The organism is Enterobacter sp. 22452, from assembly GCF_052045065.1.
Taxonomy (GTDB): domain Bacteria; phylum Pseudomonadota; class Gammaproteobacteria; order Enterobacterales; family Enterobacteriaceae; genus Enterobacter; species Enterobacter mori.
In genome coordinates, this window is sequence record NZ_JBQEOB010000002.1 from 512,686 (window position 1) to 536,128 (window position 23,443).

Annotated in this window: 14 protein-coding genes and 1 pseudogene; all 15 read right to left on the reverse strand. The window is 53.2% G+C overall.

Going from position 1 to position 23,443, the window contains the following annotated elements; all coding sequences use genetic code 11:
* Positions 1 to 31 precede the first annotated feature (31 nt).
* A complete protein-coding gene (locus ACTJJA_RS07620; protein ID WP_440667202.1) occupies positions 32 to 1,345 on the reverse strand; it encodes a VasL domain-containing protein in 1,314 nt (437 codons plus the stop codon).
* Between the two features lie 23 nt (positions 1,346 to 1,368).
* Entirely contained in the window at positions 1,369 to 1,824 is a 456-nt protein-coding gene (tssE, locus tag ACTJJA_RS07625; protein WP_440667204.1) for a type VI secretion system baseplate subunit TssE, read from the reverse strand.
* Complete coding sequence (tssJ, locus tag ACTJJA_RS07630) at positions 1,824 to 2,369, reverse strand: type VI secretion system lipoprotein TssJ (protein WP_440667206.1); 546 nt, start codon at positions 2,367 to 2,369, stop codon at positions 1,824 to 1,826. Before tssJ ends, tssE begins: the two co-directional genes overlap by 1 nt.
* On the reverse strand, positions 2,347 to 3,432 hold the full coding sequence (gene tssG, locus ACTJJA_RS07635) for a type VI secretion system baseplate subunit TssG (RefSeq protein ID WP_440667208.1): 1,086 nt from the start codon (positions 3,430 to 3,432) through the stop codon (positions 2,347 to 2,349). Before tssG ends, tssJ begins: the two co-directional genes overlap by 23 nt.
* The gene (gene tssF, locus ACTJJA_RS07640; RefSeq protein WP_440667210.1) at positions 3,396 to 5,150 is read right to left on the reverse strand and encodes a type VI secretion system baseplate subunit TssF; all 1,755 of its coding nucleotides are present in this window, start codon (positions 5,148 to 5,150) and stop codon (positions 3,396 to 3,398) included. The genes tssG and tssF overlap by 37 nt, the downstream gene beginning before the upstream one ends.
* A 42-nt stretch (positions 5,151 to 5,192) precedes the next feature.
* Positions 5,193 to 6,794 carry a type VI secretion system protein TssA gene (gene tssA / locus ACTJJA_RS07645; RefSeq protein WP_440667212.1) on the reverse strand — a complete coding sequence of 534 codons (1,602 nt, stop codon included), beginning with the start codon at positions 6,792 to 6,794 and terminating at the stop codon, positions 5,193 to 5,195.
* Positions 6,794 to 9,916 (reverse strand): annotated as a pseudogene (locus tag ACTJJA_RS07650) (ImcF-related family protein); the annotation flags it as partial. The gene tssA and the pseudogene ACTJJA_RS07650, both read right to left, overlap by 1 nt.
* A 301-nt stretch (positions 9,917 to 10,217) precedes the next feature.
* Complete coding sequence (locus ACTJJA_RS07655; protein WP_440667215.1) at positions 10,218 to 11,393, reverse strand: hypothetical protein; 1,176 nt, start codon at positions 11,391 to 11,393, stop codon at positions 10,218 to 10,220.
* 52 nt (positions 11,394 to 11,445) lie between these two features.
* Entirely contained in the window at positions 11,446 to 12,351 is a 906-nt protein-coding gene (locus ACTJJA_RS07660) for a hypothetical protein (RefSeq protein ID WP_440667217.1), read from the reverse strand.
* A gap of 692 nt (positions 12,352 to 13,043) precedes the next feature.
* On the reverse strand, positions 13,044 to 14,006 hold the full coding sequence (locus ACTJJA_RS07665) for a putative type VI secretion system effector (protein WP_440667219.1): 963 nt from the start codon (positions 14,004 to 14,006) through the stop codon (positions 13,044 to 13,046).
* Between the two features lie 290 nt (positions 14,007 to 14,296).
* Positions 14,297 to 15,259: a putative type VI secretion system effector gene (locus ACTJJA_RS07670; RefSeq protein WP_440667221.1), complete on the reverse strand. Its 963-nt coding sequence runs from the start codon at positions 15,257 to 15,259 to the stop codon at positions 14,297 to 14,299.
* Positions 15,256 to 18,063 (reverse strand): T6SS effector BTH_I2691 family protein, encoded by a 2,808-nt coding sequence (locus tag ACTJJA_RS07675; RefSeq protein WP_440667223.1) that lies wholly within the window; start codon positions 18,061 to 18,063, stop codon positions 15,256 to 15,258. The genes ACTJJA_RS07670 and ACTJJA_RS07675 overlap by 4 nt, the downstream gene beginning before the upstream one ends.
* A 37-nt stretch (positions 18,064 to 18,100) precedes the next feature.
* Positions 18,101 to 18,367 (reverse strand): PAAR domain-containing protein, encoded by a 267-nt coding sequence (locus ACTJJA_RS07680; RefSeq protein WP_440667225.1) that lies wholly within the window; start codon positions 18,365 to 18,367, stop codon positions 18,101 to 18,103.
* A 16-nt stretch (positions 18,368 to 18,383) separates the two neighbouring features.
* Positions 18,384 to 20,756, reverse strand: coding sequence for a type VI secretion system Vgr family protein (locus ACTJJA_RS07685; protein ID WP_440667227.1), 2,373 nt, complete (start codon positions 20,754 to 20,756; stop codon positions 18,384 to 18,386).
* Positions 20,753 to 23,401, reverse strand: coding sequence for a type VI secretion system ATPase TssH (tssH, locus tag ACTJJA_RS07690; protein WP_440667229.1), 2,649 nt, complete (start codon positions 23,399 to 23,401; stop codon positions 20,753 to 20,755). The genes ACTJJA_RS07685 and tssH overlap by 4 nt, the downstream gene beginning before the upstream one ends.
* Positions 23,402 to 23,443 lie beyond the last annotated feature (42 nt).

Here is a 23,443-nt window from a genome sequence, read left to right on the forward strand (position 1 = left end):
CGCTCCCTCACTTTCTTTACCGATAATCGGCTCATTCCGCCGTTTTTTGTTTCAGCATTGCATAGCGGGTAATCAGCTGTTGAAGATGCTGTTCCGTCTGGCTATGCAGCGCTGCAGGCCAGGACTGATTTTGCGGTAACACGGACAGCTGACGCAGCTGCTCCTCGACCGGCACAGCGCTGTTGAACGACTGCGACATGGCAAACACGGCCGATTTCAGCTCGCTGACCGTCATGTACTTCCCCTTCTGTTCATCAAGGGCATTCAGCCGCTTCGCCAGCTGCTCTAGCTGCGTCATTCCCTGATGCCAACCATTAAGATTGTCCTCAGCAAGAGCCCCGAGCGTGATCTGTTGCTGCCACTGCTGCACCAGCGGTTTCGCCTGTTCAGGCCACAGCATCAGCGCCTGCTTCAGAAGTTCATCACCATAACTGATGGCCCAGTCCGGCTTTAACTGCACAAGCCGCGTGAGCTGCTGCTGTGTCTGCCTGATGCCCGTATCAGGCGAAGGAGAGGATTGACGGAAAAACCGGATTTGTTCATCCGAAAGCGCTGTGGGTAACGGGGCAAGCGTTGCCGCAAACTGCATCTGCGCTGGGTCAGGCTTATGTATTATCTGCCATCCCAGGACTGTCGTGCCGGACAGTACCAGCATGCTCAGCATTCCGGCAATAAACGGCTTCCAGGGTTTTACGGGCGCTGGAGATTCCGTCTCCATTTGCACATGCGGCTGAGGGTCAGGTTCAATAACAAACACCCGCTTCACTCGATCTGCCTGCGCAAGGGACACGGCCTCACCTGAGAGGCTCACGCCAGCGTTTTCACTGTTTTCCAGCCGGACCGCTGCGTTATGGATCAGTATGCGCAGGTCATCAAGCTGGCTGGTATGCTTTAATTCCAAACGCTGTAATACCTCACCCAGCGCATTCAAATAAGCCTCTGCCTGGTACAGGTGGCTGAGGTCGGCATAGCTCAGCGTCAGGGTACGCATCACCTGCTGTAACCGCTTACTGAGGGAACTGATAATTTCCATCCGGGCATGCACCGGCTGAGGCCACATGTTCCCCCACTGACGTGAGAGGAGCGCATCCAGAATCGCCAGTCCTTCATTCATGCCGTATAAACCGGACAAATGCGTGCGCGCGAGCGTATACCAGGCAGTGGTTTGCAGTTCCACCCCGTTGTGCTCAAACAGCGAAAGGCAGAGCGTTTCCGCGTGCGGCCAGTTTACGTCCGGACGTGCCGGATGCATCAGCTTACTCATTTCATCGCGCAGGGATACATAATCGGCAAGCGTGCGCGGGTCACCGCCAGTGTTAAGGTGACGTTCAGGGTATGTTGTCATGTTGGTTTCAGCCAAAATAAAAACTAGATTGCGGAGCGGGCATCCAGATACTGCTGCTGTTTGAGGTGGCGAATGAGCACGCGCCCTTCGGGCATAAACTCGGTGCCGTACCGTACCAGGCCGATGCCTTTGAGTTCGGCGTCAATGGCATAGCGCAACTCGCCGGGCACGTTCTGCTCCAGCAGTACAACGTCTATCTTTTTCAGGCGTGGCTCATACTTGAGCAGGACGGCAGACAATGTGCCCATGAGCTCATGGGAGGTACCCGGCATGCCCTGCAGGATTTTCGTCATATCGGGCAGCCCGTAATCAGGCAGATGTGCCAGCGTGCCGGCGCGACAGTTTAGAACACGCTGCATATTGTCGAGTACGGACAGAATAACCTGGTTCTGCTCACTGACCTGATTAAGCTCGAGACCACCGGTAAAATTTCTGGTTAACATTTCATACAGCGAAGGTGTGTTATGTCTCTGGGGCATCACTCGTCCTTAAGCGATTGCAGCGTCAGGTGGTTCTCGCCAGCTTCCAAAATGCGCGGATTATCTGGATCCAGATCGCTGCGCTTGATAACCTGCCTCCATGTGTCGTTGGTCATGTCCGGATGGCGGAAAAATCCCACTACCGCGACAAACTGCGCCTCTTCTTCCATCGGCATATCAAGGCTAGCGTCACCGTCCGGCTTCACCACGACATTACGGCTGGTCAGCATGTCGTCTTTCAGAATGCTTGCATCATCCTGAAGCAGTTGCTGGTAAACCGTCTTATCAAAGGTTTTGCGGTCTTTTAGCTGGTAAACCCGAATCACGACAGGTTCAGATAGCGAGTTATTTTCGCGAGCGTCGGTGTTCAGCGCCTTACGCGCCGTGAAATCCAGATGTAGCACCTTAGTCTTTTTGTAGAATACGGTGTTAAAGGCCGATTTTGTGCTGTCTGTGATGCTTTGTGTCACCCCACAGCCTTCCAGGCTGAATGCCAGCAGTGGTAACAGCCAGCGCGCGGTTTTAGTTAAATTTGTACGTAACACGTCGGTTTCCTTGTTGTGGCATTGCTGGCTGCAGGCCAGTGTAATAGCCCAGTTCCGTCGTAAAGGTCTGTGGGATATCATCCGCAGGTTCCCCCTCATCAGCCCCCAGCACGCCATTCATCCCGAGCCAGAAAGGGCCTTCGCCGAGCGGCGGAGCAGCCAGTAGCCAGGTCCGGGTGGTTAGGGTGAGCTTTGCTTTAAAGCGCCAGCCGAGATATACCCGCAGCATGACCAGGAAATCCTGATACAGCAGACCATCCGGTTTCCAGCCCTGAGCCTCTTGTTCGTTATCGGTGGACAGGGCAATCAGCAACTGACTGCTGGCATCCATCGCTTCATCGCCCAGCGGCGTGTTGCCGTCCAGCAGAAAATCGTCATCACCGTAAAAACCCAGTGGCTGACTGACTTCTACCGGACGCAGGCAGTACGGGCTGACCTTCACGGTGGTATCCCGCGCCAGCAGGCTCACCAGGGCCTGCATCCCTTCCTGGGTTTTCCCCGGTTGCTGCAGCACACCCAGCAGCGCCAGAAAGCGGGACACCGGTGTGGCAATGTGGTTCGCGGTACCGGGAATACCCAGCCCCACCAGGCCCAGCAGAGACTGCGAAATGCTGTCGGTCCCGCCAGGCTCAAACGTGGCCGGGTAAGAGTATTTTCGCCAGATACGATAGAACTGCGTCAGGATGCGGTGGCTGAAGATATCCAGAAAGCCCTGCAGCGCGTCATGCCCTTCCCGGCGCTGGGTGATGTCGTCAAGATAGGCGGTTGGCAGTGGTGAATCCACGCCGTACATCCCCATAAACGTGGCGCGGATGAGCGGTGGTTTACTGTCATCCTCTTCGTCATACTCAACGGCTTTTAGTTCGCTTGCCGGAAAGCCCATCCCGGGGTGCGGCGCAAAGCGCACCGGGTCGTCACCAGGATGACTGGTTGAGCCCATCAGCGGCCGGTCCGGATTCAGTTTCTCCAGCAACTGGCAGAAGCGGTAAAAGTTTATCCGGTTAAGGTCAGCCTCCAGCCGCGGGGTCAGCCGGGAATACGGCGGTTGTGCTTCTCTTCCCATTCCAGGCGCTCTCCGGTCGGTTGCAGGATGATAATCAGGCGGTTAAACAGATAAATGTCGGTGTAGAGCGCAAAGAAACGACTCAGCATCTCACCAAACAGGCAGATGTCGCCGCGCCCGGCAAAGCCATGGCTGTCGAGCGTCACCTCAATCTGCACACCGCGCACCAGGTAGCCCTGCTCAAAGCGTTCGGTCTCACAGTGCTTTACGTCAATGATGGCTTCCAGGCGACGGCGGTTCATCTCGTTGTCGGTCCACTCGTACAGCGCCAGGGTGCCGCGCAGCACGTCGGCGCTATCCATCATTGACAGGAATCCGCTGCCAAGATGGCTCAGTACGCGCCAGTGAAAACGGTCCTGTGCGGGCGGATAGCACGGTAGCGTCGGCGCACACAGGTTACGCACCGCGATGCTGGCCGAGGTGGTTTTCATCACTGTATCAAGCACGGTGCTCTGCAATGCACGGCGTGGTAATTGGCCATTGGTGCCAGTGAGCGTCAACGACAGGCTTTCATCTTCCGGCATCGTGTGGTTATCAAACGCTTCGCCGCCAAGAATAAGCCAGGTGTCATGCAGCCCCGACGGACCACGGCGCACGCGGGTGTGGTAGTAATATTCCGGGGCTTCATGGCGCATCATGCCGCCTTTATGGCGGAAGCTTGAAAATGGCACGTACGTATGCTGATTTGAGGACATCACCGAGTCCACAGCGTAAATCTCGGTATGGCCATCCTGCACGCGCATCGGACGCAGCATGTATTCGGTCTGCAGGGAATTAAGCGTCAGCGGGTCAGATTCCAGTGGGAACAGGTTAATCACTGGCACGCAGTTCAGCCGGAGATGCTTTTCGGTAAAGCTGAAGTCATGCTCCCAGCGCTCTGCCAGCACCACGTCGATTTCAAACCAGGGGAGTTCAGCCGGGAAGACCATGCTCTCCAGCCCGCGCAGGCCGGTGAACATAAATTTCTCACGGAAGGTGAAGTACTCCAGCAGCAGTTGATAGCCGCTGAAACTGCTGCCGCCTCTCGGCCACAGGTCGTCGTCATCGCCAAATCCCAGTGCGGTGAAATACCCGTCAATCGGTCTTCGATCTGTATCACCTGGCTTCCGCAGCCACAGGCGCGCAGTATTCATGGTAAAGGCTTCATGCATGGCGCAGGCCAGCGGTGCGTCAGCGTTGAAGTAGAACGGGATCTGACTGAGGTCGACACGGCTCCAGTCAGCAAGACGGCTGCAGTTAAAACGCAGGCTGATGACCGAACGCCCGTCCGGATCAGTCGACAGGCGGGCATGCTCCAGCGCCAGAGGCTGGAGGTTTATTTCTTTAGTTGTGGTGTAGCGACAACGCGTGCCTTTTTCACCAATCGGCCGCGAGTTCACCTCGAAGCCTTTGTCAACACGCATCGGTTCTTTCATCTCACGCCAGTCGGGGGTGAACTCCACCACCGACATCGAGGGAATGGTGCGCAGGTAATGCGGCCATAACAGGCTGACCAGCCCTTCGGTCAGTTCCGGCAGGTCGTCATCGAGCTTCTCGCGCAGGCGTCCCATGAGGAAGGCAAAGCCCTCGAACAGGCGTTCCACGTACGGGTCGCGCGCGCCCGCTTTATCGAGATTGAGCATTGCCGCCTGCTCAGGGTGAGCGCGGGCAAATTCTTCGCCGGCTTCAAGCAGGTAGCGCATTTCAGCGTCAAAATAACGCAGGGTTAAATCGTCCATAAAAACCTGAATATATGTGTTTTAAAGGTATGCCAGGTGTTGTTACCCGCAAAGCACTGCGCTGCCAGCCGGGTCAAGTGCAATCAGACCGGCCAGTAGCTGGTCCATCTCCGGCTGAAGCCGTGACTTTTCGGTTTCACTGCGTGCGGCTTTCATGCGCAGCAGTCTGAGGCGGCGCGATTTCACTTCAAACAACAGCGCCGGTGTCCACTGCAGCAGGGTGATTGTCTGTGCTGCACCATCGAGTTCACCCAGCAGATGCAGCGCCAGATCATTCTTACCTTTCTGCTCGGCCACGCGGGCCATCAGCAGGCGCAGCAACCATTTGTCTTTTGTAGCGTCGGTGTCCGGACGGGTCTGCAGCCAGTGGAGTGTGGCATCCAGACCGTCCGTGTCAGCTTTCTCCAGCGCTTCCGGCTCGAGGGCCAGAATATCGTTGTCCGTCTCACTGACTGTTCTTGGCGGTTCATCGTGCCAGCCGGCCATATCGTCCAGCACGCTCTGGTTTATCCAGTTCAGCGTAACCTCATCGGCAAACGGCGTCCCGTCATTAAAGGCTAGGGTTTCAAGCCCGGTGAGGCGGCGCAGCAGCCCTTTCAGATCGGCGGTGATGATTTCGGCCAGCACATCCTGTCCCGACTTCACCAGGGCCTGATGGATATACCACTGCAAATCCAGCCAGAGGTGACTGGCGCCACGCGAGAAGGTGCTGTCCGCCTCCTCCAGTAACTCCAGCCAGCTCTGCTGCAGGTACAGCCGCTTGAGCAACGCCCGCTCGTCAGCCCTCGGCGGTGCGATGCGCGTTTTCCCTTCGCCATCCGGTGCCGGGATCGCACTCAGCGTGTCATGACGCAGGCTTTTCATCAGCCGGTGCGCCGCAAGCCAGCCATCAGGTTGTTGACGCAGGTAGTCCGTCAGGGTTCGGGCCTGGGCGAGTAAATCCTGACCGGAGGTAATGCGGCTCAGCACCGGTGCATCCTGTTCTGTCGCGTGGGGTGCCGGCCGCATGCGTGTCTGACTGCTGGCGTTCTGCGGTACAACCGCATCCACGCCACCGGCTTTCATCAGGCGGGACTCCAGAGCACTGTACAGGGCATTCAGCTCCGGCGGTGACGCTTCCGGCCCGGTCCCCAGACTGTCGCGGATGAGCAGCAGCGCACCGGCTGTACGCTGTGCATCCTCGCGTACCACTTCCGGCCAGAGAGACAGACTGTCGAGCACACGGGAGCCTGCGAGCCACTCCAGCGCCGGTTTACAGCTTCGCTCACGCTGCGGATGAAGTTGAGCGCCATAGCGCTGTAGCAATCCCGCCAGCAGCTCAAGTCCTTCGGCAAAGCCGGTTTCGCCGTCCTGGTGCAGGCGCGCCCAGCAGTAATAAGTGGCAACCCGGATATCTTTGGTGGTAATGGTCAGCAGCTTTTCAGCAAGCGTGCATATCAGCCCGGTATCAATGCCGGAAAGCTTATTAACTTCTTCGCGAATGCGCTGGAAATCATCGTCATATCTCGGGTCTTCTCCCGTCGGACAGGTCAAGCTGACCGGAGCAAGCCAGCGCTGCCAGCGTTCCGTACGTGTCTGCGCCTGCTGTCGCAGCAGGGTTTCATCCGCCTGACAGGCAGCAACCAGATTCTGTAAAGCGTCCATTATTCGGTTCCGTCCATATCAATGTCTTCCGTACTGGTCATCAGCGCCTGCGACGTGGCCGCACTGTCGACGCTGAAGATCTGATCCGGCAGCGTGAAGTCACTCAGTGCCAGCAACGCCAGCGGCCCGCTGCCCAACTGTGAACGCAGCACCCACTGCAGGGTACGGCCATCCGGCGCGGTAAAACTCATCATCCACTGACTGCGGTCAAGCTGCACACGCTTGCCCTGCTCCAGCCAGCGAATAAAGCCCCAGGTCCCGCTGTAATCCCCGAACAGGCGCGCACCGGCGTTAACTGTGGTCCAGGTCAGCATGGTTCCCGGCTTGTACGTGTCTCCCGGCCAGCGTAAGGACTGCCAGTCAGCCATCTGGTTGAAGTAGTGCAGCTTTTGTCCATCAATGGTCAGCTGCGTTTCCACCACCTGCGGTACCGGACGCGCCTGCAGCTCAAAGGTAATGCCCTGACTGCCGTCGGTGAACAGAATGTCCGACAGCTGGCTCAGCTGGTTTATCGCCCGCAGGAAGGCCGGGTTAAAGCTAAGCCCCTGGCTATTGACCTTATCCGGTACCCACTGGCTGCCCTCCTTGTGCAGTACACCACCGAGCTCCGTCGTCAGGAAGCGCTCTATACGTCCGCTGTCCTTACGCACAAATTCAGCCAACATCGGCAGGGAGGCATCACTTTTACTCGCGGCAAACGGGAAACGTCCGTCAAACGCCGTGTGCCAGTTCGCCACCAAGGAGCGGCTCCACTTGTCGTTGAGGCTCGCCGCCGATGGTTGAAGCACGGTCTCCCAGGCCTGGGTCAGCGGCTGCACAAACATCGTGCTGCCAAAACCACTCCACTCCTCACCGAGGCTTGCTGAAATCAAGCTACCGTATTGCCGGGTGTCGGTCAGGTCCACGCTTTTACCCTGGAACACGGTTTGCGCCAGGGTCTGCATCATCTCCTGCGGATCGGAGGCGCTGGCCACCTGTTGCAGGCGCAGGCGCACGCGGGTGATACGGGTCAGGTAGGTCTGCAGGCTCAGGGAGTTATCAGCCGACATCACGTTGCTGCCCTTGTTTTTACCCAGAAGCTGAAGCAGCGGACCAAAGGTATCATCCAGCGGCCCCTGCGGGCCTGACGCTGACTGGTCAATTGCCGGTTTGTCCTGCCCGCCTACGAGGTCTTTAGCTGATTTGATGATGGAGTCCGAAAGGGCTTCACTCCTCTGGCCAGTCTGTCCCTGCCAGGCGACGGTATTCATTAGGGCAATCAGCGGTGACTGGCGGACATCACTCATCAGCGTCAACTGGTCGGTGACATCCGCAATGTTGTTAGCCGGATTAAGCTGCAGGCTGTTGAGGAAGCTCAGCCAACTGCCGGCAAAGTCAGTGAAGTAGCGTTGGGTCAGACGCGCTTTCAGGGCTTCCGGCGACAGGTCTGAGGAGACGGCTTTCCGGCTGTCACTCAGTACCCAGTCGATTTCATCCCGGCGTGAATTTGCAGCCTTTTCGATAGCCTGCTGAATCCCCCCCTCCCAGGCCTGTCGGGTAAACATGCCCGGCACCACCTCCTCAGTGATGAAAAGCCTGCGCGCATCGGTACCGCCGGTCATGTCATCCAGAGACACATCGGCGAAGTTGCGACGAACAGATTTGAGCATGTTCTCATACAGCGTGGTTTCCGCGTTGCGCCGTCCTATCTGCTGCAGCAGCACCTGGCGGCTCTGGCTGACCAGCTGCGCATCCGGCGTGATTTTCCACTGTGGTTGCGCTGGTAGTTCAGATATATAGAAAGCCAACAAATCCGGTGACAGGCTTTGCCACAGGCCGGTGGAAATACCCTTCCGCGTGGGCTGCACGCTTTTCAGGGTCTGTGCGTAGAATGCGCCATCGGCTTTATCCGGACGGGCCATCATCAGCCAGGCTTTCAGCTGGTCATAGCCCGGTTTGGCCAGCTGTGCCCGCTGGTCGCTGTTGGGGGCAGAATTTGCCAGCGCGCTGAGCTTCTGCTTAAGCACCTCATTTGCCGGGTCGCGTATCAGGCGGTTATTCGCCACGCCGTACCAGGGCAGCATCGCGTCGAGCAGCTGCTGATTATGGTCCAGACCAAGGCGCTGATACCAGGGCGCGCCATCCTGAATACGGTGCTGCAGGCGACCAGCGTCGTTACGCAGTTCGTGCAGGGCCGTCAGCTGGTCGTCCGATACGGAAGGATGCTCCACAAGGGCATGAGCCTGCTCAGCAACAGAGACTATCTCTGACCGATTAACCGCAAACGACAGCAGCGTACCCGCCCCCCAGACACCGATGATGGTCATCAGTGTCCAGGCAAGCGTCCTCTCCCACGCCATACCGACACGGCGGCCACGCACACGGGTGCAGTCGTCAACGATACCTTGCCAGGTTGCCGGCAGGGTCAGGGCATGGTGCTGTGATCCCGGGATATACTGTTCAGCGTCGGCGGTGCTCACTGACGTACCGGCAGTTTCCTTCTCCGGCAGGCTGAACATCAGCCCCCGCAGAGGAACGCGTTGCTGAGCGTCGGAGAGCCATGGCACCAGTTGCTGAGCCCAGCGGACGATACCGCCGTCCTGGAGATACTGACCCAAACGCAGCAGGAAGTCGTGGCCGTTGTTTTCCGCGACCTGATTCATCCCCTGCGTCCGCAGGGCCGGCAGCATCCGCTTAAGCTGACGGGTAATATCATCAGCTTTGGCACGCAGCGGGAAGCTTGCCCCTACCGCCTGCTCAGTGCGTTTTGTCTGCGACCAGTTGCTGTCACACAACTGCCACAGCCAGACCGGAGCGGAATAGCGCAGCAGTTCGCTGATTTTTTCCAGGCCGCATAAATCGTTGTCGCTGATTTGTGGGGTCAGGTTAAGTGACTGAGGTATGACACGGACAATACCGTCCAGCGGGCGTCCGCGGCGCAGTTTGCGCAGCGCGGCGTATTTTTCGTGGTCAGGCTCCGATGCAAGGCTCCCGCCGTAAATCAGCACGGTGCGGTTACCTTCAAGCCACTGCTTCTGTTGCAGGCCGGGAACCAGCTGCTCAATCGCGGCTTCATCGCCGGTGATTAACAGCAGACGGGTTTTGCGGCGCCAGAAAAAGCTATAGAGTCGGCGTAAGTGTGCTTCTACAGGATCCCTTTTATTGAAGTTTTTATACTTATTACGAAAGTTAGCTGTGACGGACTTTCCGTCCCTGATAGGCTGAAAGCGGTATTCTCTTTGAGAGAACCACACACCGAAGTTCATCAACATTAGGAATACGGAAAATAAAAACATGAATAAGAACCAAAGACTCATTTTTTCTTTAGAGGATACCCACCCAAAGATATCCCCATAGTAGTAACACCCTATAAAAGTCAGCACACCAAAGATAATGAAACAGAAGACAAGGCCAGTGACTCTCCATTTTGCTGGCGTACTCAATTTAATGCTCCTTGCTATTATCAAACGGTTTAATGACATTAAAAACATATTCATCACCAATACAGGCGACCATCAAAATAGGCTCATTATTTTTTTCGGATATGAAAAAAGCCAGAGCAAACACCAACCAAAAATGATAATCATCTAACTTACCCAGCTTCAAATCTAAATGCTGTGCCTCATACTCCCATCCAACATTTATAGATAAACATGTAGTTCTTAATACATCTGAAACATTCTGCACATCATTCACACTCATGTTACTAAAAAGAACTTTTGACGTTTTGAGAACGTCTGGCTGATAAGTTACCATGTGAATAAATTCTTGCTTAGCCGAGGTTTTACTACATGCCATCGTTCGCAAAGCGACACCAGTATTTTCATTACTTAGTAATTGATCTGGATTAGTTACCAGCAATATAGAGGCGAATTCCGTTGCATCAGTGTAATACCCCTCAATGCTTTCAATATTTGCAGATATTATTATTAACACTCGCTTAGCTTCTATATTGGATAACATATCAAATTTTTGCTCTAAGGTACCGTCCCAATAATAATAATTATCTAAGCAATCATCAGGAAAACCGATTGCAGCCCAGCATTCTTTAAAGGTGGCAAAGGTAATATTACTACTACCATAGGTGAATATAACATTGAACACACATGATTTTCTTAGACTGTTCAAGGTTGACCTGACAGATGCCAACAACTCATAGATTAGTTGTTCTTCAGTGTACACTTCCTCATTATGCTCTCGTAATTTCAATTTTTGCTCGCTGTATATTTCAATAAAATGAGATGCTGTTATATCTATTTTTGATATTACAGAAGGGAGAAATAAATTACAGATGGGAATATTGATTTTTTTACTAGCCCATTCAATCCAAGTTTCTTTGAACAATTCCGCCTCGCGCTTTTTAGCTTCGAATGCGGACAAACATACACCATAGTAATAAATTCTAACGAAAAGAATAATAGAATAGACACACAACCATAAGAAAAACAAAAAAATAAATAATTCCGATAACTCACTTTCTTCAGCAGGAGCAATGATTTTAGCCCCTCCCCAACTAACCCCTGCAAACGCTAAACCACATAAAAAAGAAAAAAACCACTTCATCCATTTTATTTCGGGAACCTTTTCGCCAGGAGGAATAATCTGTACCGGCCAACTCATATCTCTCTCCACCACTGTAAATAGCACACTTTCCTTAAACTAAAAATAGCTTTCAACAATCTTGACTGCCAATCCTGGCTTTAGCATCTGAGTATGACAGTGGTTTTTTACTACGATTATTAAGCTGATATTTATCAAACGATCCATCCAGATAGAATAGTCTCTGCCTGAGTAGCACATCAAGTCCAAATTCAATAATATCATTATCAGATGGAGAGAAGAATGAATGAAAATACCCCAAGGCAGGGTGCAATAATTTCACTGCCTCGCGCTCACTGAGCCTATCGACAACATTCATTTTTCGATATGCACGCAAAATAGTATTAACAATCGATATTCTATTCATTTGTTCTAAATTTAACTCTGTTAATCCAAGTGAGTAATTTAATTTTCTTTTACATGCGCAATCCCCATTCACTATTTGAGCGACACCATATCCATCAAGGTAAGACCATGTGTTAATATTGCTTAACAATTGCTGCTTTTGCCAATTATCCAAAACAGGCATCAATGGACACAATACTGATGGATCAAAATAGCGAAGTAATATATCACCAACTGATTTAATCGACTGCACGGCAGTTAAAGCGATTTGTTCAGCCAACTGCTCACCTGTTAATTCGGTCGAGATCCATGCACAAACGCTACGCCCTTGTCCTGAATCAAGCATCTCGTTTTTCAGTTCATTTAATGAATGATAAATACTGTCATTAAATAATTCCTCATCCCTTTCATTTATCGTTTGAAGCGGAAAAAGGGAAAGTGGTAAAGCGTCCTGAAGTTCGCCCTGATGAAATGCAACAGAATAATATTTGTAGTTCTTAAGGACATCGTGCAAAAAATTATCTGGCTGATACTGTTTTAAAGATGAATCTATCAAAAGAAAGCATTGACCATTTTTTCCAAAAGCAGCATTGGTGATCTTATCTTTTACATTGTGAAAAAAGTCACTACTCATAATCAACCCCACTAGACTAATATTAAAAATATCCACCATAGCTTCTTAATAATTATATTTATGTCAATAAGATTTATAACTTCGTTTTCGTTCATCAGAAATATTGTTCTTTAAGAGTAAAACCAAACCTCACCAGAATATACAAACCCGTTACTCAGACCCACTTATTAAATACTAGAAAAAGATTACAAAACCCCGCCCCCCGAAAGAACTGACGCGAGGTAATTTCTGCCAATTACCGCACGATGCTTATTTCTTCGTAGTCAAGCTTTAATCCCTTTGCTTTTCGATAATGTATTTACCGCTATATTTCATCTCTGAAAATAATTCTTTATCAAATTTATAGTGCAACTTCAGAAAATCCTGATGAATATGGCCAAAATCCACGATATTCTCCTAGACTTCATCTTCTGCGATAACTGCGTATAAGTCAGAAAAAATCACCCGATAATTCATGAACAACTTTCTATGACTGGCGACAATCAGGAATAATAGCTATCTGTTTCATTAAATATTCGCCATTCATTAGGATATTTCCGTCTTATTTTGTGTGGAGAATATCAGATCATACTCAGGTCTCTCTGGACATAGATTCAGATCAATTCATTAACACTGATTAATGAATACGCAAAAGCTGTTCAAAAAAGAACTTGCCATCCTCTATCTCTAACAAGTAACAACACTGTACGTATTTATTTAGTAGTATAACCAATTCTCAGAGGAATAAATGAACCTCCCACTGGGACAGGCAGGTTTACTTTTATCTCCTGGTTCACCCCCTCCTCTTTACTTTTCAGATGTTGCTCACGCTGTTTCGTTATTTTATTGAGATTGACTGTTGCAATACTTTCCATCCCAAGTAAATGAAAAATTTCTTCCGCTAACTTACAACGTGTAGGAGCACAGGTTTTATAAGCTGCAATAGCAATCGCTCCAGTAAAAAGAAAAGCCAGCCCTAGCATCATCATGAGAAAAACAAAATATTCTTTCCAAAAATTCAACTGTCCCCAGCCCACCTCATTTGAGGATTTAACAAGGCAAATACATGCAAACATAAAGATGAGTATAGCTGTTAAAATAATCATATTTTTAATCCGCCAAAGCATATGCGCAATATGCCCCATATCACATTTCGGACATATCGAGACTATCCGCTCTTTCGGTAACGCAATGGCATAGACCTCATAATGGTCATGCTGCCACTCAATAACCATGTCTACATTATCGCTAGCCTGAAGTCGGGTGACACCCACCCAACCACGAAACGGCTGACCATTAATCATCCCCTGTACATATTCCGCCGAATCATTTGAAGATTCACTTTCAGCCATCATCACAGCCCCGACGCCAAGACTTCCTGTAACTATCGCAGCACCGGCAACCGCAACTCTCTGCCCGTCATTTATCTCCGGCATAGTGTGGGTCCGGTAGGCATTTGCATCAAAATACTCCCTGAATCTCTCATAGCGAAAAGACTCCAGTTTCCCTGATATTTTCTTCAGAGGGCCATAAGGCGGTAATACCGGCGGAGGGGGAAGCTCCCGCGTCCACGGTCTGCCGTTCATCACCTCAATCTCCTGCTTTGTACGCAGGTCTGCTAATTTCTCTGGCTCAACAAACCGCGAACATACCTGCTGATTTTCAACGGAATTCATGAGATATCCTTTATTGCTTCTTCCAGGGCTTTATTCTGGTCAGCCACACTGCGGTTGAAGGGTGCTGTTCCAAATACGCATTTCTTACACCATATCTGAAGCTCGTCGTCTGAAATCCAGGCCACAACCACCTGCAACAAAGTTATTGCCACCATGGCTTCCCAGGTCAATAAAATCGCCAGAACTCTGACTTCAAAATATCTTTCTACCAGCTTTTCTGAAATGAATTCCGCACCAGAAACATACCATTACTGACAATACTGGTGGCAGTAGCTTGCTTTACTGCCGATTTAGTAGTAAAACCAGCTCTCAGATGAATAAATGAATTCAGCACTAGGGCAGGCGGGTTTATTCTCATCATCCGGATCATACCACTCCCCTTTATTTTTCAGTTGTTGCTCACGTTCTTTTGTTATTCTATTGAGGCTGACCGTTGAAACACCTCTCATCCCAAGCAAATGAAATATCTCCTCAGCCAGTTTGCAGCGTGTTGGCGCGCAGGCCTTATAAGCAAAGAATGCAATTAACCCTGAAAGCCCCCCTCCCCCCAACAATGCTATAATATACAACCAAAAGTATGTGGTGATAAATGACTCAAGGCTTTTCCAGGTGCCTTCAATCACTTCACTCAGAAGTCCCGCAAAAAGCACCGAGAAGAAAAAAATCCCCGTGAGAATAAACATGTTTTTAATCCGCCAAAGCATATGCGCGATATGCCCCATATCACATTTCGGACATATTGAAACTATACGCTCTTCCGGTAACGCAATGGCATAGACCTCATAATGGTCATGCTGCCATTCAACAATCATGTCCACGTTATCTCCCACTTTTAGTCGGGTTACACCTACCCAGCCGCGAAATCGCTGACCATTAATCATCCCCTGCACATATTCCGCCGAATTATTCGATGATTCGCTTTCTGCCATCATTACAGCACCTACCCCAGGACTCCCTACAACAATCGCTGCAACCGCAGCCGCACCTCGCTGCCCGTCAGTTATCTCCGGCACAGAGTGGGTCCGGTAGGCATCTGCATCAAAATACTCCCTGAATCTCTCATAGCGAAAAGATTCCAGTTTCCCTGATATTTTCTCCAGAGGTCCATAAGGCGGCAATACCGGCGGCGGCGGGAGCTCACGCGTCCACGGTCTGCCGTTCATCACCTCAATCTCTCGCTTCGTACGCAGGTCTGATAATTTTTCTGGCTCAACAAAACGGGAGCATATCTGATGCAGCTCTTCTGTATTCATGAAATATCCTTTATTGCTGCTTCCAGGGCTTTATTCTGGTCCGCCACACTGCGGTTGAAGGGTGCTGTGCCAAACACACATTTCTTACACCACACCTGGAGCTCATCGTCCGATATCCAGGTCACAACCACCTGCAGCAAAGTTATTGCCACCATGGCCTCCCAGGTCATTAAAATCGCCAGAACTCTGATTCCAAAATATCTTTCTATGAGTTTTTCAGAAATGTATTCCGCACCAGATGCCATTTTGGCGGCTAATTTCTTTTTGCCCATATTTTTTACGACTGGGCTCATTGCTTCCAGCAGAAGACCGACCGATTTTGTGACAGTAAGGACATCCACAAATGTTTTTCCCCCCATTACAACCATCAGGAATAAACGATTATTCTGAAACTCTGCTTTCATTGAAAGCCAATCTGTATACACAGAAACCAAAGACGCAACACCACACGCTGCTGCCCCAACCCCCTTGACCCACGACACCGTAAGCTCACGGGCTTCCAGTCCTTTCTCTATTGCCGGTAAAATAACTGACGTCCCCTGGCTCACCATCGCCAGCCCGCTGGCCATCAGGCTCGCTAATGGCTTCTTATCATCCCTGACCTGTCCGCACAGGTAGATAAAATCCATTGCGTTCAGCACCAGCAACAGACTGTTTATCCCTGCCAGTCGGTATTCACCTTTTCCTTTCTCTGTTGCAAAATGTTCCTCCAGCCTGCTGCTCATCGTCTGTTTAATCGCAGTCACTTCATTCTGGTTCGCCATAAAGCGCCCGCTGCTGCGAATACCTGCCAGCACCGTCTGGCGCAATGCCGGGGCATCTTTCAGATACGCATTCACTACCGAGTGAACTTTTTCTGAAGGTATTCCCGCCCTTACCATAAATATCAGCCTGAACGCCGTAGTCGCCAGCTTCTCGCCTGCCTTATCCACCAGCAGAATGCGGCTTACCCTGTCTCCCACCGTGACGATAAACGCATCCGTGTTGAAGAGCTGTACTTCCAGTTTGCTGGCATTTTCCCGCAGCCCCTTCACGACAGTGTTCATCGATTTCTGGTAATACCCCTCCAGCTTTTTCATATTGCTGACCTGCTGCATCAGGGTTGTCGTTATGGCGGTCGCTGTCAGCGAAGTCACGTCTTCATTTTTTTTCGCTTTCACCGTCAACAGATAGGGCTCCAGCTCACTGATTAACTGCGGGTTATTGGCCGCCACATGCCGCCACAGCAGATTCCCGCGATTTTTAGTGCTGTACTCATTCCACCAGCCGTCTATCTTTGCGGCCCCTGCCGGACAGCTGTTAATCCCGTGCATGGCCATCCCCACCGCTGACTGGTAGAACAGCCCTGCCCGCTGCGCCTCACAGTGGAAATCATCCAGCGTTGCCAGCAGTACCGGTGCACTGAGCCAGTTCACCACGCTGACGATACGCTTCTGAAAGATGGCGTTAACCGCATCAACCAGGCTCGTGTAGCAGGTATCAAAGTTCGCCTGTCGGGTTGTGTTGAGCTTTTTCTGATAGGGCGCCCAGCTCTGTGCCCGGACTCCACTGAAATCCTGTGAGGGTTCAGGCAAATTTAAGGCCAGCTCCTCATCGACCTGCGCCTGTATCGCGGCCACCCGCCGCTGGTGAGCTGCCAGCGGTTCGGGTGGACTCATCAGCACGCTCTCCGGGTATGATGCCGTCACGTTTTGTGCATGCCAGCTTCTGACCAACCTGTCATCTGCCCTGATTTGTGCCAGCACATCAGGCTTACTCTGATAGCGCTTCTCAAGGATCTGCAACCGTGAATCCAGATATTCTTCAGTCAGCATGGGGCCATCAATTCTCCGGCCCCGCATCGCGTCCTCAAGAGACTCAGCATTACCTTCCAGCAGCGTTCTGACGGCGTCGAGGTTTGTTTTGGTGGCGAACTCAAGCTCACGCTCCTGCAGAAACTGCGCCTGTCGCCCCAGCACATCCTGGCTCCAGCCGTTTAGCTCATGGACAATCCCCACCGGATCCCAGAGTGGAAGCAGCAGCGGCGTCATTCCCTCACTTCGATTTTCCATGGCCGTGACCGTCGCGGCTGCCCTGCCACTGCGGTTTTGCACCCACGGATACAGGCTGGACTGCATTTTCACCACATCATGGCTGACCCGCCATGGGTCATCCATTGTTGGATCCCAGAGTGATGATACCCGGCTGACATTTACCACTTTCACATCATTCGGACCGGGCAGCAGACCTGAAACAGAAGGTACCTGATAGTCCAGCACCTGATTCAGGCTTGATACGGTGACATCGGTTCCTGTTTTTGTGCGCTGAGCCCCCGCCACCGAAGGCATCACTTTCTGCATTCTCGCGATGCGATCCTCAGGTCTGGTGCGATACCGGTCGAGCGTCTCCTGCTCCCACGGATACTGGCTGAACGCAAACCACACATTGCCGCACTTATCCGGAGATTCAATACTCATAAACTCGACGTTTTGCGCAATATGTTCGCCCGTTTCACACAGCGCCTTATCCACCGGGGCAGGATTAGACACCACCTGCTGCAGCCACAATGAACCGTCCGACGCAACGCTGTAGCACTGCCAGTAATTGGTGCCCTGTTTTCCCTTTTCATAGAAAACGTAAAGATAACCCTGACGAAGCGCGCGGAGGGTATACTTTTCGTTATTGGCGAGCTTTATCTCCGTGACATGCGAATCATTCGCCCATCCAGGTAAAGTGGTATTAATATACTCCGGTACAACAGCATAACGTACCGGCAATATCGTCAGGCCTTTCGTTGTGCATAACCCCTGGCATGCCATATTCATGTCCTTTATAATTGAGCCTGAAAATAAGAATCCTTATTTAGCCAGTGAAAAAATTAGAGCCTGCTATCACTTTATGGTCGGAACACTGACAGAGAACACGGTCCTGATCCTGTACCAGAAGTATGCCATTACTGACGATACCCACGGCAGTGGCCTGGATAGGGAATATTCCCTTGCATACAGTACAGATGGCTTTATCATTATTTTGCGCCACCTGTTTTCCCTCACTGAAATAGTTGGCAGTTGCAGAAATTATTTTCCCGGCACTCGTCCTGTCGCCTAAGACAGCTAATTTTATAGTCATCTTTTCCCCTCAAAAATTAGCTAAGTATCACCACAGCTCCTTGCTGTTGAGCTGCAGAAATTACTCCGGGTTTGCAACCAGAAGGTAGCGAAAGCGTTGAATTTAATTTCGCTGTAGATTGCTGTTGTACCACAATACATTTCAACGTGACGTTTTTTTCAGTACCAACTTCAACCCCCGCATCACTTAACCGCATAAATGACCCGCCACAAACTAATAATATTTCTTTCTTGGCTGATATGACAACACTGTTGTTTGAACTGCCTACGGACAGCTTTTCTTTAGCAAATAGATTCAGCTCATCCGACTGGGCCTGTATATCTACTTTGCCTTCCGAGGCATAAATTTTTATTCCCAGCTTGTGGGCGAATAAGCTCAGAATATCTCCTACCGCCAGAGTAAACTTTTTGACAATACTAATGTCTGCATTTTGACCAGCGGTAACAATTAGATTTTCCCCCGCCGAAACTTGTACGCTCGCTGGGGTGACCTGCGCAATACCTGAGGGGGCAGACAGAAGTAATGCTTGCTGTTTAAGATCATTAAGTGTTTGATTCATTAATGTTGTTTGTTTCTCAAGATCGGCTAATTCCGCCTGGGCTGCTTGGGCGGCGTGACGCAATCCAGACGTTACCTCTCTGGCAGCATCAAGTTCTTTGAGCGCAGCTTGCATTTCGCGCTGCAGTCCCTGCGCCTTCGCCTGGCCGTCAGCACTGATAAATATCCCTTTCTGCGCCCGGATGGCTCCCCAGCTGTCGGTTCTGAGCTCAAACCCCTCGCCGCGCTGCTGTTTTTCGCTGTCAACCAGATGACCGAGATTCAGCTGGCTCTTGCCGCCGTACTCCGTGCTGACCTTGATATGCTCTTTCCCGCGCTCGTCATCGAGGCGGATTTTGTTGTTCGCCGGGGTGCGCAGCACGTTACGTTTGTAGTTGCGGATGGTGACGTGGTCACCGTGCGCCGAGTCGTGCAGCACGCCGGCAATGTACGGCCGGTCCGGGTTGCCGTCCTCAAAGCCAATCGCCACTTCGGTGCCTGCCAGCAGCGGCAGGTGCAGACCGTAGGTGTCACCGGCATACGGGCGGGACTGACGGACCCACAGGCTCTCGAATCCGGTCTCCCAGTTATCGCGATCAAACAGCATATTGACGCGGTAACGGCCGTCTTTATCGATATGCCCGTAGGTGTCATTTTCGGTGGTACTGGTGACGCGGGCCGGTAAGGTGCCGGCCATCACCGGATGACTGCCTGGCTCCGGTCTGAAACAAAAGTCCGCGCTGTCCGGGATACCGTCAAACCTGACGCCAAAGTCTGCATCACGCTGCGCATGGCAGTGCATCGCCGTGATAACCACGCCCTGCGCAAACACGTCTGCCACTTCGTACCCGCCGGTGACTTTCAGTACCTGACCCGGAGAGAGCGTCGGGCAACTGGTGATGGCCCGGGCCTGCGTCTGGCCATTCAGGTAACGTTCGTGACGAATGCGGGCATAGAACGCCCCGGACTCCGGCGCCGGATTACGGTCATATGCGCTGCCGGGTGTCAGGTAGTTATCGGCCCAGTGATAGGCATCACCGTACGTGGTGGCATCCCCGCCGGTCGCGTCCACCCGGGAATTCATGTCCTCCGTGGCCTGACGGTAGTTGTAGTCGCGGGTGCTGACCTGCTTCTGCACCACGTTATGGTGGCTCTCCATCTCCCACACCGAGTCCACACCCTGCGAATGTTGCCCTGACGGTGGCACCGACGGCAGCGTCAGGCCTTTCTCATACCCCTGCTGGCTGTCGTAAAACTCCACCACGTCGATGTTCAGGCGCGTATCGGTGGTGAAGCGGAACCAGATGCCTACCTCGCCCAGCAGACGGGTGATAAAGTGCAGGTCGTTCTCTCCGTACTGCATCACCTGCTCGCGGCGCGGGTACTCTTTTGAGAGTGAGAATAGGAAATCCTGTCCGCGCATGCCGTGACGCTCGCGCAGGATTTTCTCCACAATCTGCGGGACGGACATATCCTGGTAAATGGCGTTCTGGTGCGAGCGATCGAGCAGCGCCAGGCGCGGCCGGAGCGTCAGGGCGTAGCGGGTTTCATCTTTTGAAGTACCAAGGCGCTCAAAACCCGTCACCACCCCCTGAATCACCCGCACTGGTTGCTGTATTTTGATACCGTATCCCTGGTCAACCGGGGCCTGCAGAGTCAGCGAACCAGGCTTCATCAGCATCATCTCTTTGCTGATGGCGTGGTTACCGCTGGTGAACTCAATACGGTAGCTGAACGGTGTGCTCAGGGCTTCATCGCCTTCAAACGCCAGCACATCGGGCTCCGCATCACATCCCTTCACCAACAATTGGTGATGGTTATGGCTGAATCTTAGTTGAGAATTATTACTCATGCGTTCACTCCCTGTCGCACATCAAACGCCAGTCCGATACCCTCTTCCTCGCACCATCCCAGAGTCAGGGAAGCTGGTTTCTGTTTCGCGGCCATATGAGTCAGCAGCTGCTGACTCAGTACCGGCAGAATTTGTTGATTGAGCAGGCTGTCAACGTTGCGCGCGCCGGTGTCCGGCAGCAGGCAGGCGGCGGTCAGGGCGTCATACAGGCTCTCATCAATCTGTGTGGTCAGGCCGTAGTGTCGGTTCAGACGTTTACTGACCTGTACGAGTTTCATCTCAACGATGGTCCGCATGGCCACTTCGGCCAGCGGGCGATAAATCACGGTCTGGAAGCGCGCCAGCAGCGCCGGCTGGAAGTGGTCACGCAGCACCGGACGCAGCAGTTCGTGCAGTTCCGGCTCGGTAGCCTCTGGCTGTTCATCCAGCATCTGCATGATGTGGTCGCTGCCGAGGTTGGAGGTCATCAGGATGACCGTGTTGCGAAAATCGATTTCCCGCCCCTCGCCGTCGCGCATAAAGCCGCGGTCAAACACCTGGTAGAACAGGTTCATCACATCCCGGTGCGCCTTTTCCACTTCATCCAGCAGCACCACGCTGTACGGACGTTTGCGCACGGCCTCAGTCAGAATTCCGCCCTGTCCGTAACCGACATAGCCTGGCGGGGAACCCTTGAGCTGGGAGACGGTGTGCGGCTCCTGGTATTCAGAGAGGTTGATGGTAATCAGGGATTTCTCGCCGCCGTACAGTTCATCAGCAAGCGCCAGCGCCGTTTCGGTCTTGCCAGTGCCGCTCGGACCGGTCAGCAGGAACACGCCCTGCGGGCCGTTCTCCGGCGCGAGGCCGGTTTTTGACGCGCGCAGGCGCTGCGCGATGGCATTCAGCGCCGCATCCTGGCCCACCACGCGTTTACCGAGACTGGTTTCCAGGCTCAGCAGCTCCGTCTGCTCGTCCTTCATTAATGACGAGAGCGGCACACCGGTCCAGTCGGCAATCACCGTGGCGACGGTGCGCACGTCCACGTCCAGCCCCAGCAGCGGGTTATTCTGCTGCACGTCGGTAAGGTCTGTCTGCAGGCCGGCAATTTCCGCCTGACGGGAGATGTCCGCGCGGCAGGCGAGCAGTGCTTCCGTGAGTTTCAGCTCCTGGGCGTACTGCGTTTCCAGTGCGTCGAATTCCACGATGATGCGGACTTCTTCCTGCTCAATGGCCTCCAGACGTTCACCGGGAGTGGGGTTGCCCACCGCGATATCCTCCATCAGCGCCTGCTTTTCCATCGCCAGGGCCGTGAGCTGCGCCTTCATCCGGGTCAGCGGCTCCGGCAAGGTGTCAAGACTCATGCGCACGCGGGCGGAAGCCGTGTCCAGCAGGTCCACCGCCTTGTCCGGCAACTGGCGACCTGTCAGGTAACGTCTGGACAGGGTGACCGCCGCCCTGACCGCCTCATCGGTAATATGTACACCGTGGTGCTGCGCGTAGCGGGATTTCAGCCCCCGCAGCATCAGGCAGGCGGTGTCGTCGTCCGGCTCATCCACCTTCACCATCTGGAAGCGCCGCTCCAGTGCGGCGTCGCGCTCGAAGTACTGTTTGTACTCGCTCCAGGTGGTGGCCGCAATGGTGCGCAGTTCTCCGCGGGCGAGCGCGGGTTTCAGCAGATTAGCCGCATCGGCTCCACCCGCCTGGTTGCCTGCCCCGATAATGGTGTGGGCCTCGTCAATAAACAGCAGCACCGGTAGCGGCGACTGCTGCACTGCCTCAATGATGTTTTTCAGGCGCTGTTCAAATTCGCCCTTCACGCCCGCGCCCGCCTGCAGCAGACCAAGGTCAAGGGTGCGTACCGAGACCGGCCTCAGCGCATCCGGGACGTTGCCCTCCGCGATGCGCAGCGCCAGACCTTCCACCAGGGCGGTTTTACCCACGCCCGGCTCACCCACCAGAATCGGGTTGTTCTTGCGGCGACGGGAGAGAATGTCCACCATCTGGCGAATTTCATTGTCGCGGCCGAACACCGGGTCGATTCGGCCCTCGCGGGCGCGGGCGGTGACGTCGAGGGTGAACTTGTCCAGCGCGTTCTGCAGCGCCGGGTTCAGTTCCCCCTCCTTTATATCTGCATCAACCGGACGGCCGACAAACGCCACTTCCCCGCCCTGTGCCCGTTCCGCCTCCTGCTGTACTTCCGGACGCTCGTCAGACTGCGCATCCAGAAGCCCGCGCAGACGCTCCAGCTGGCTCTGCCCCAGCGTCAGCAGCGGCCAGAGACCATCACAGCGCGCCCGCGATGGTTTCTCCGTCAGGGCCATCAGCAGGTGAATGCTGCGTATCTGCTCTTCGCCCGCCAGCGACGCCCGCAGCCAGGCGTCCTGCATCAGGCTCTGAATACTGTCGGAGAGCTGCGGACGGCTGCGCACTGAACGGGGCAGCGTGTCGAGAAATGCCAGCAAATCCTGCCAGATGGCGTCCATATCCCATTCGTAGCGCCGTGCCAGCACCGTCAGGTCGCCCTCGCCCTGCTCCAGCAGCTTCAGCAGCCAGTGCTCGGGCAGGATTTCGGCGTGGGCGCGGGTCTGGCACAGGGAAGCCGCGCCCTCCATCGCACGGGCGCAGTAAGGGTTCAAACGACGTAACAGGACGGCGGGATTTTCCATGAGACTCTCTCTCTTTATCAGTTCCGGACACGCTACCGCCCG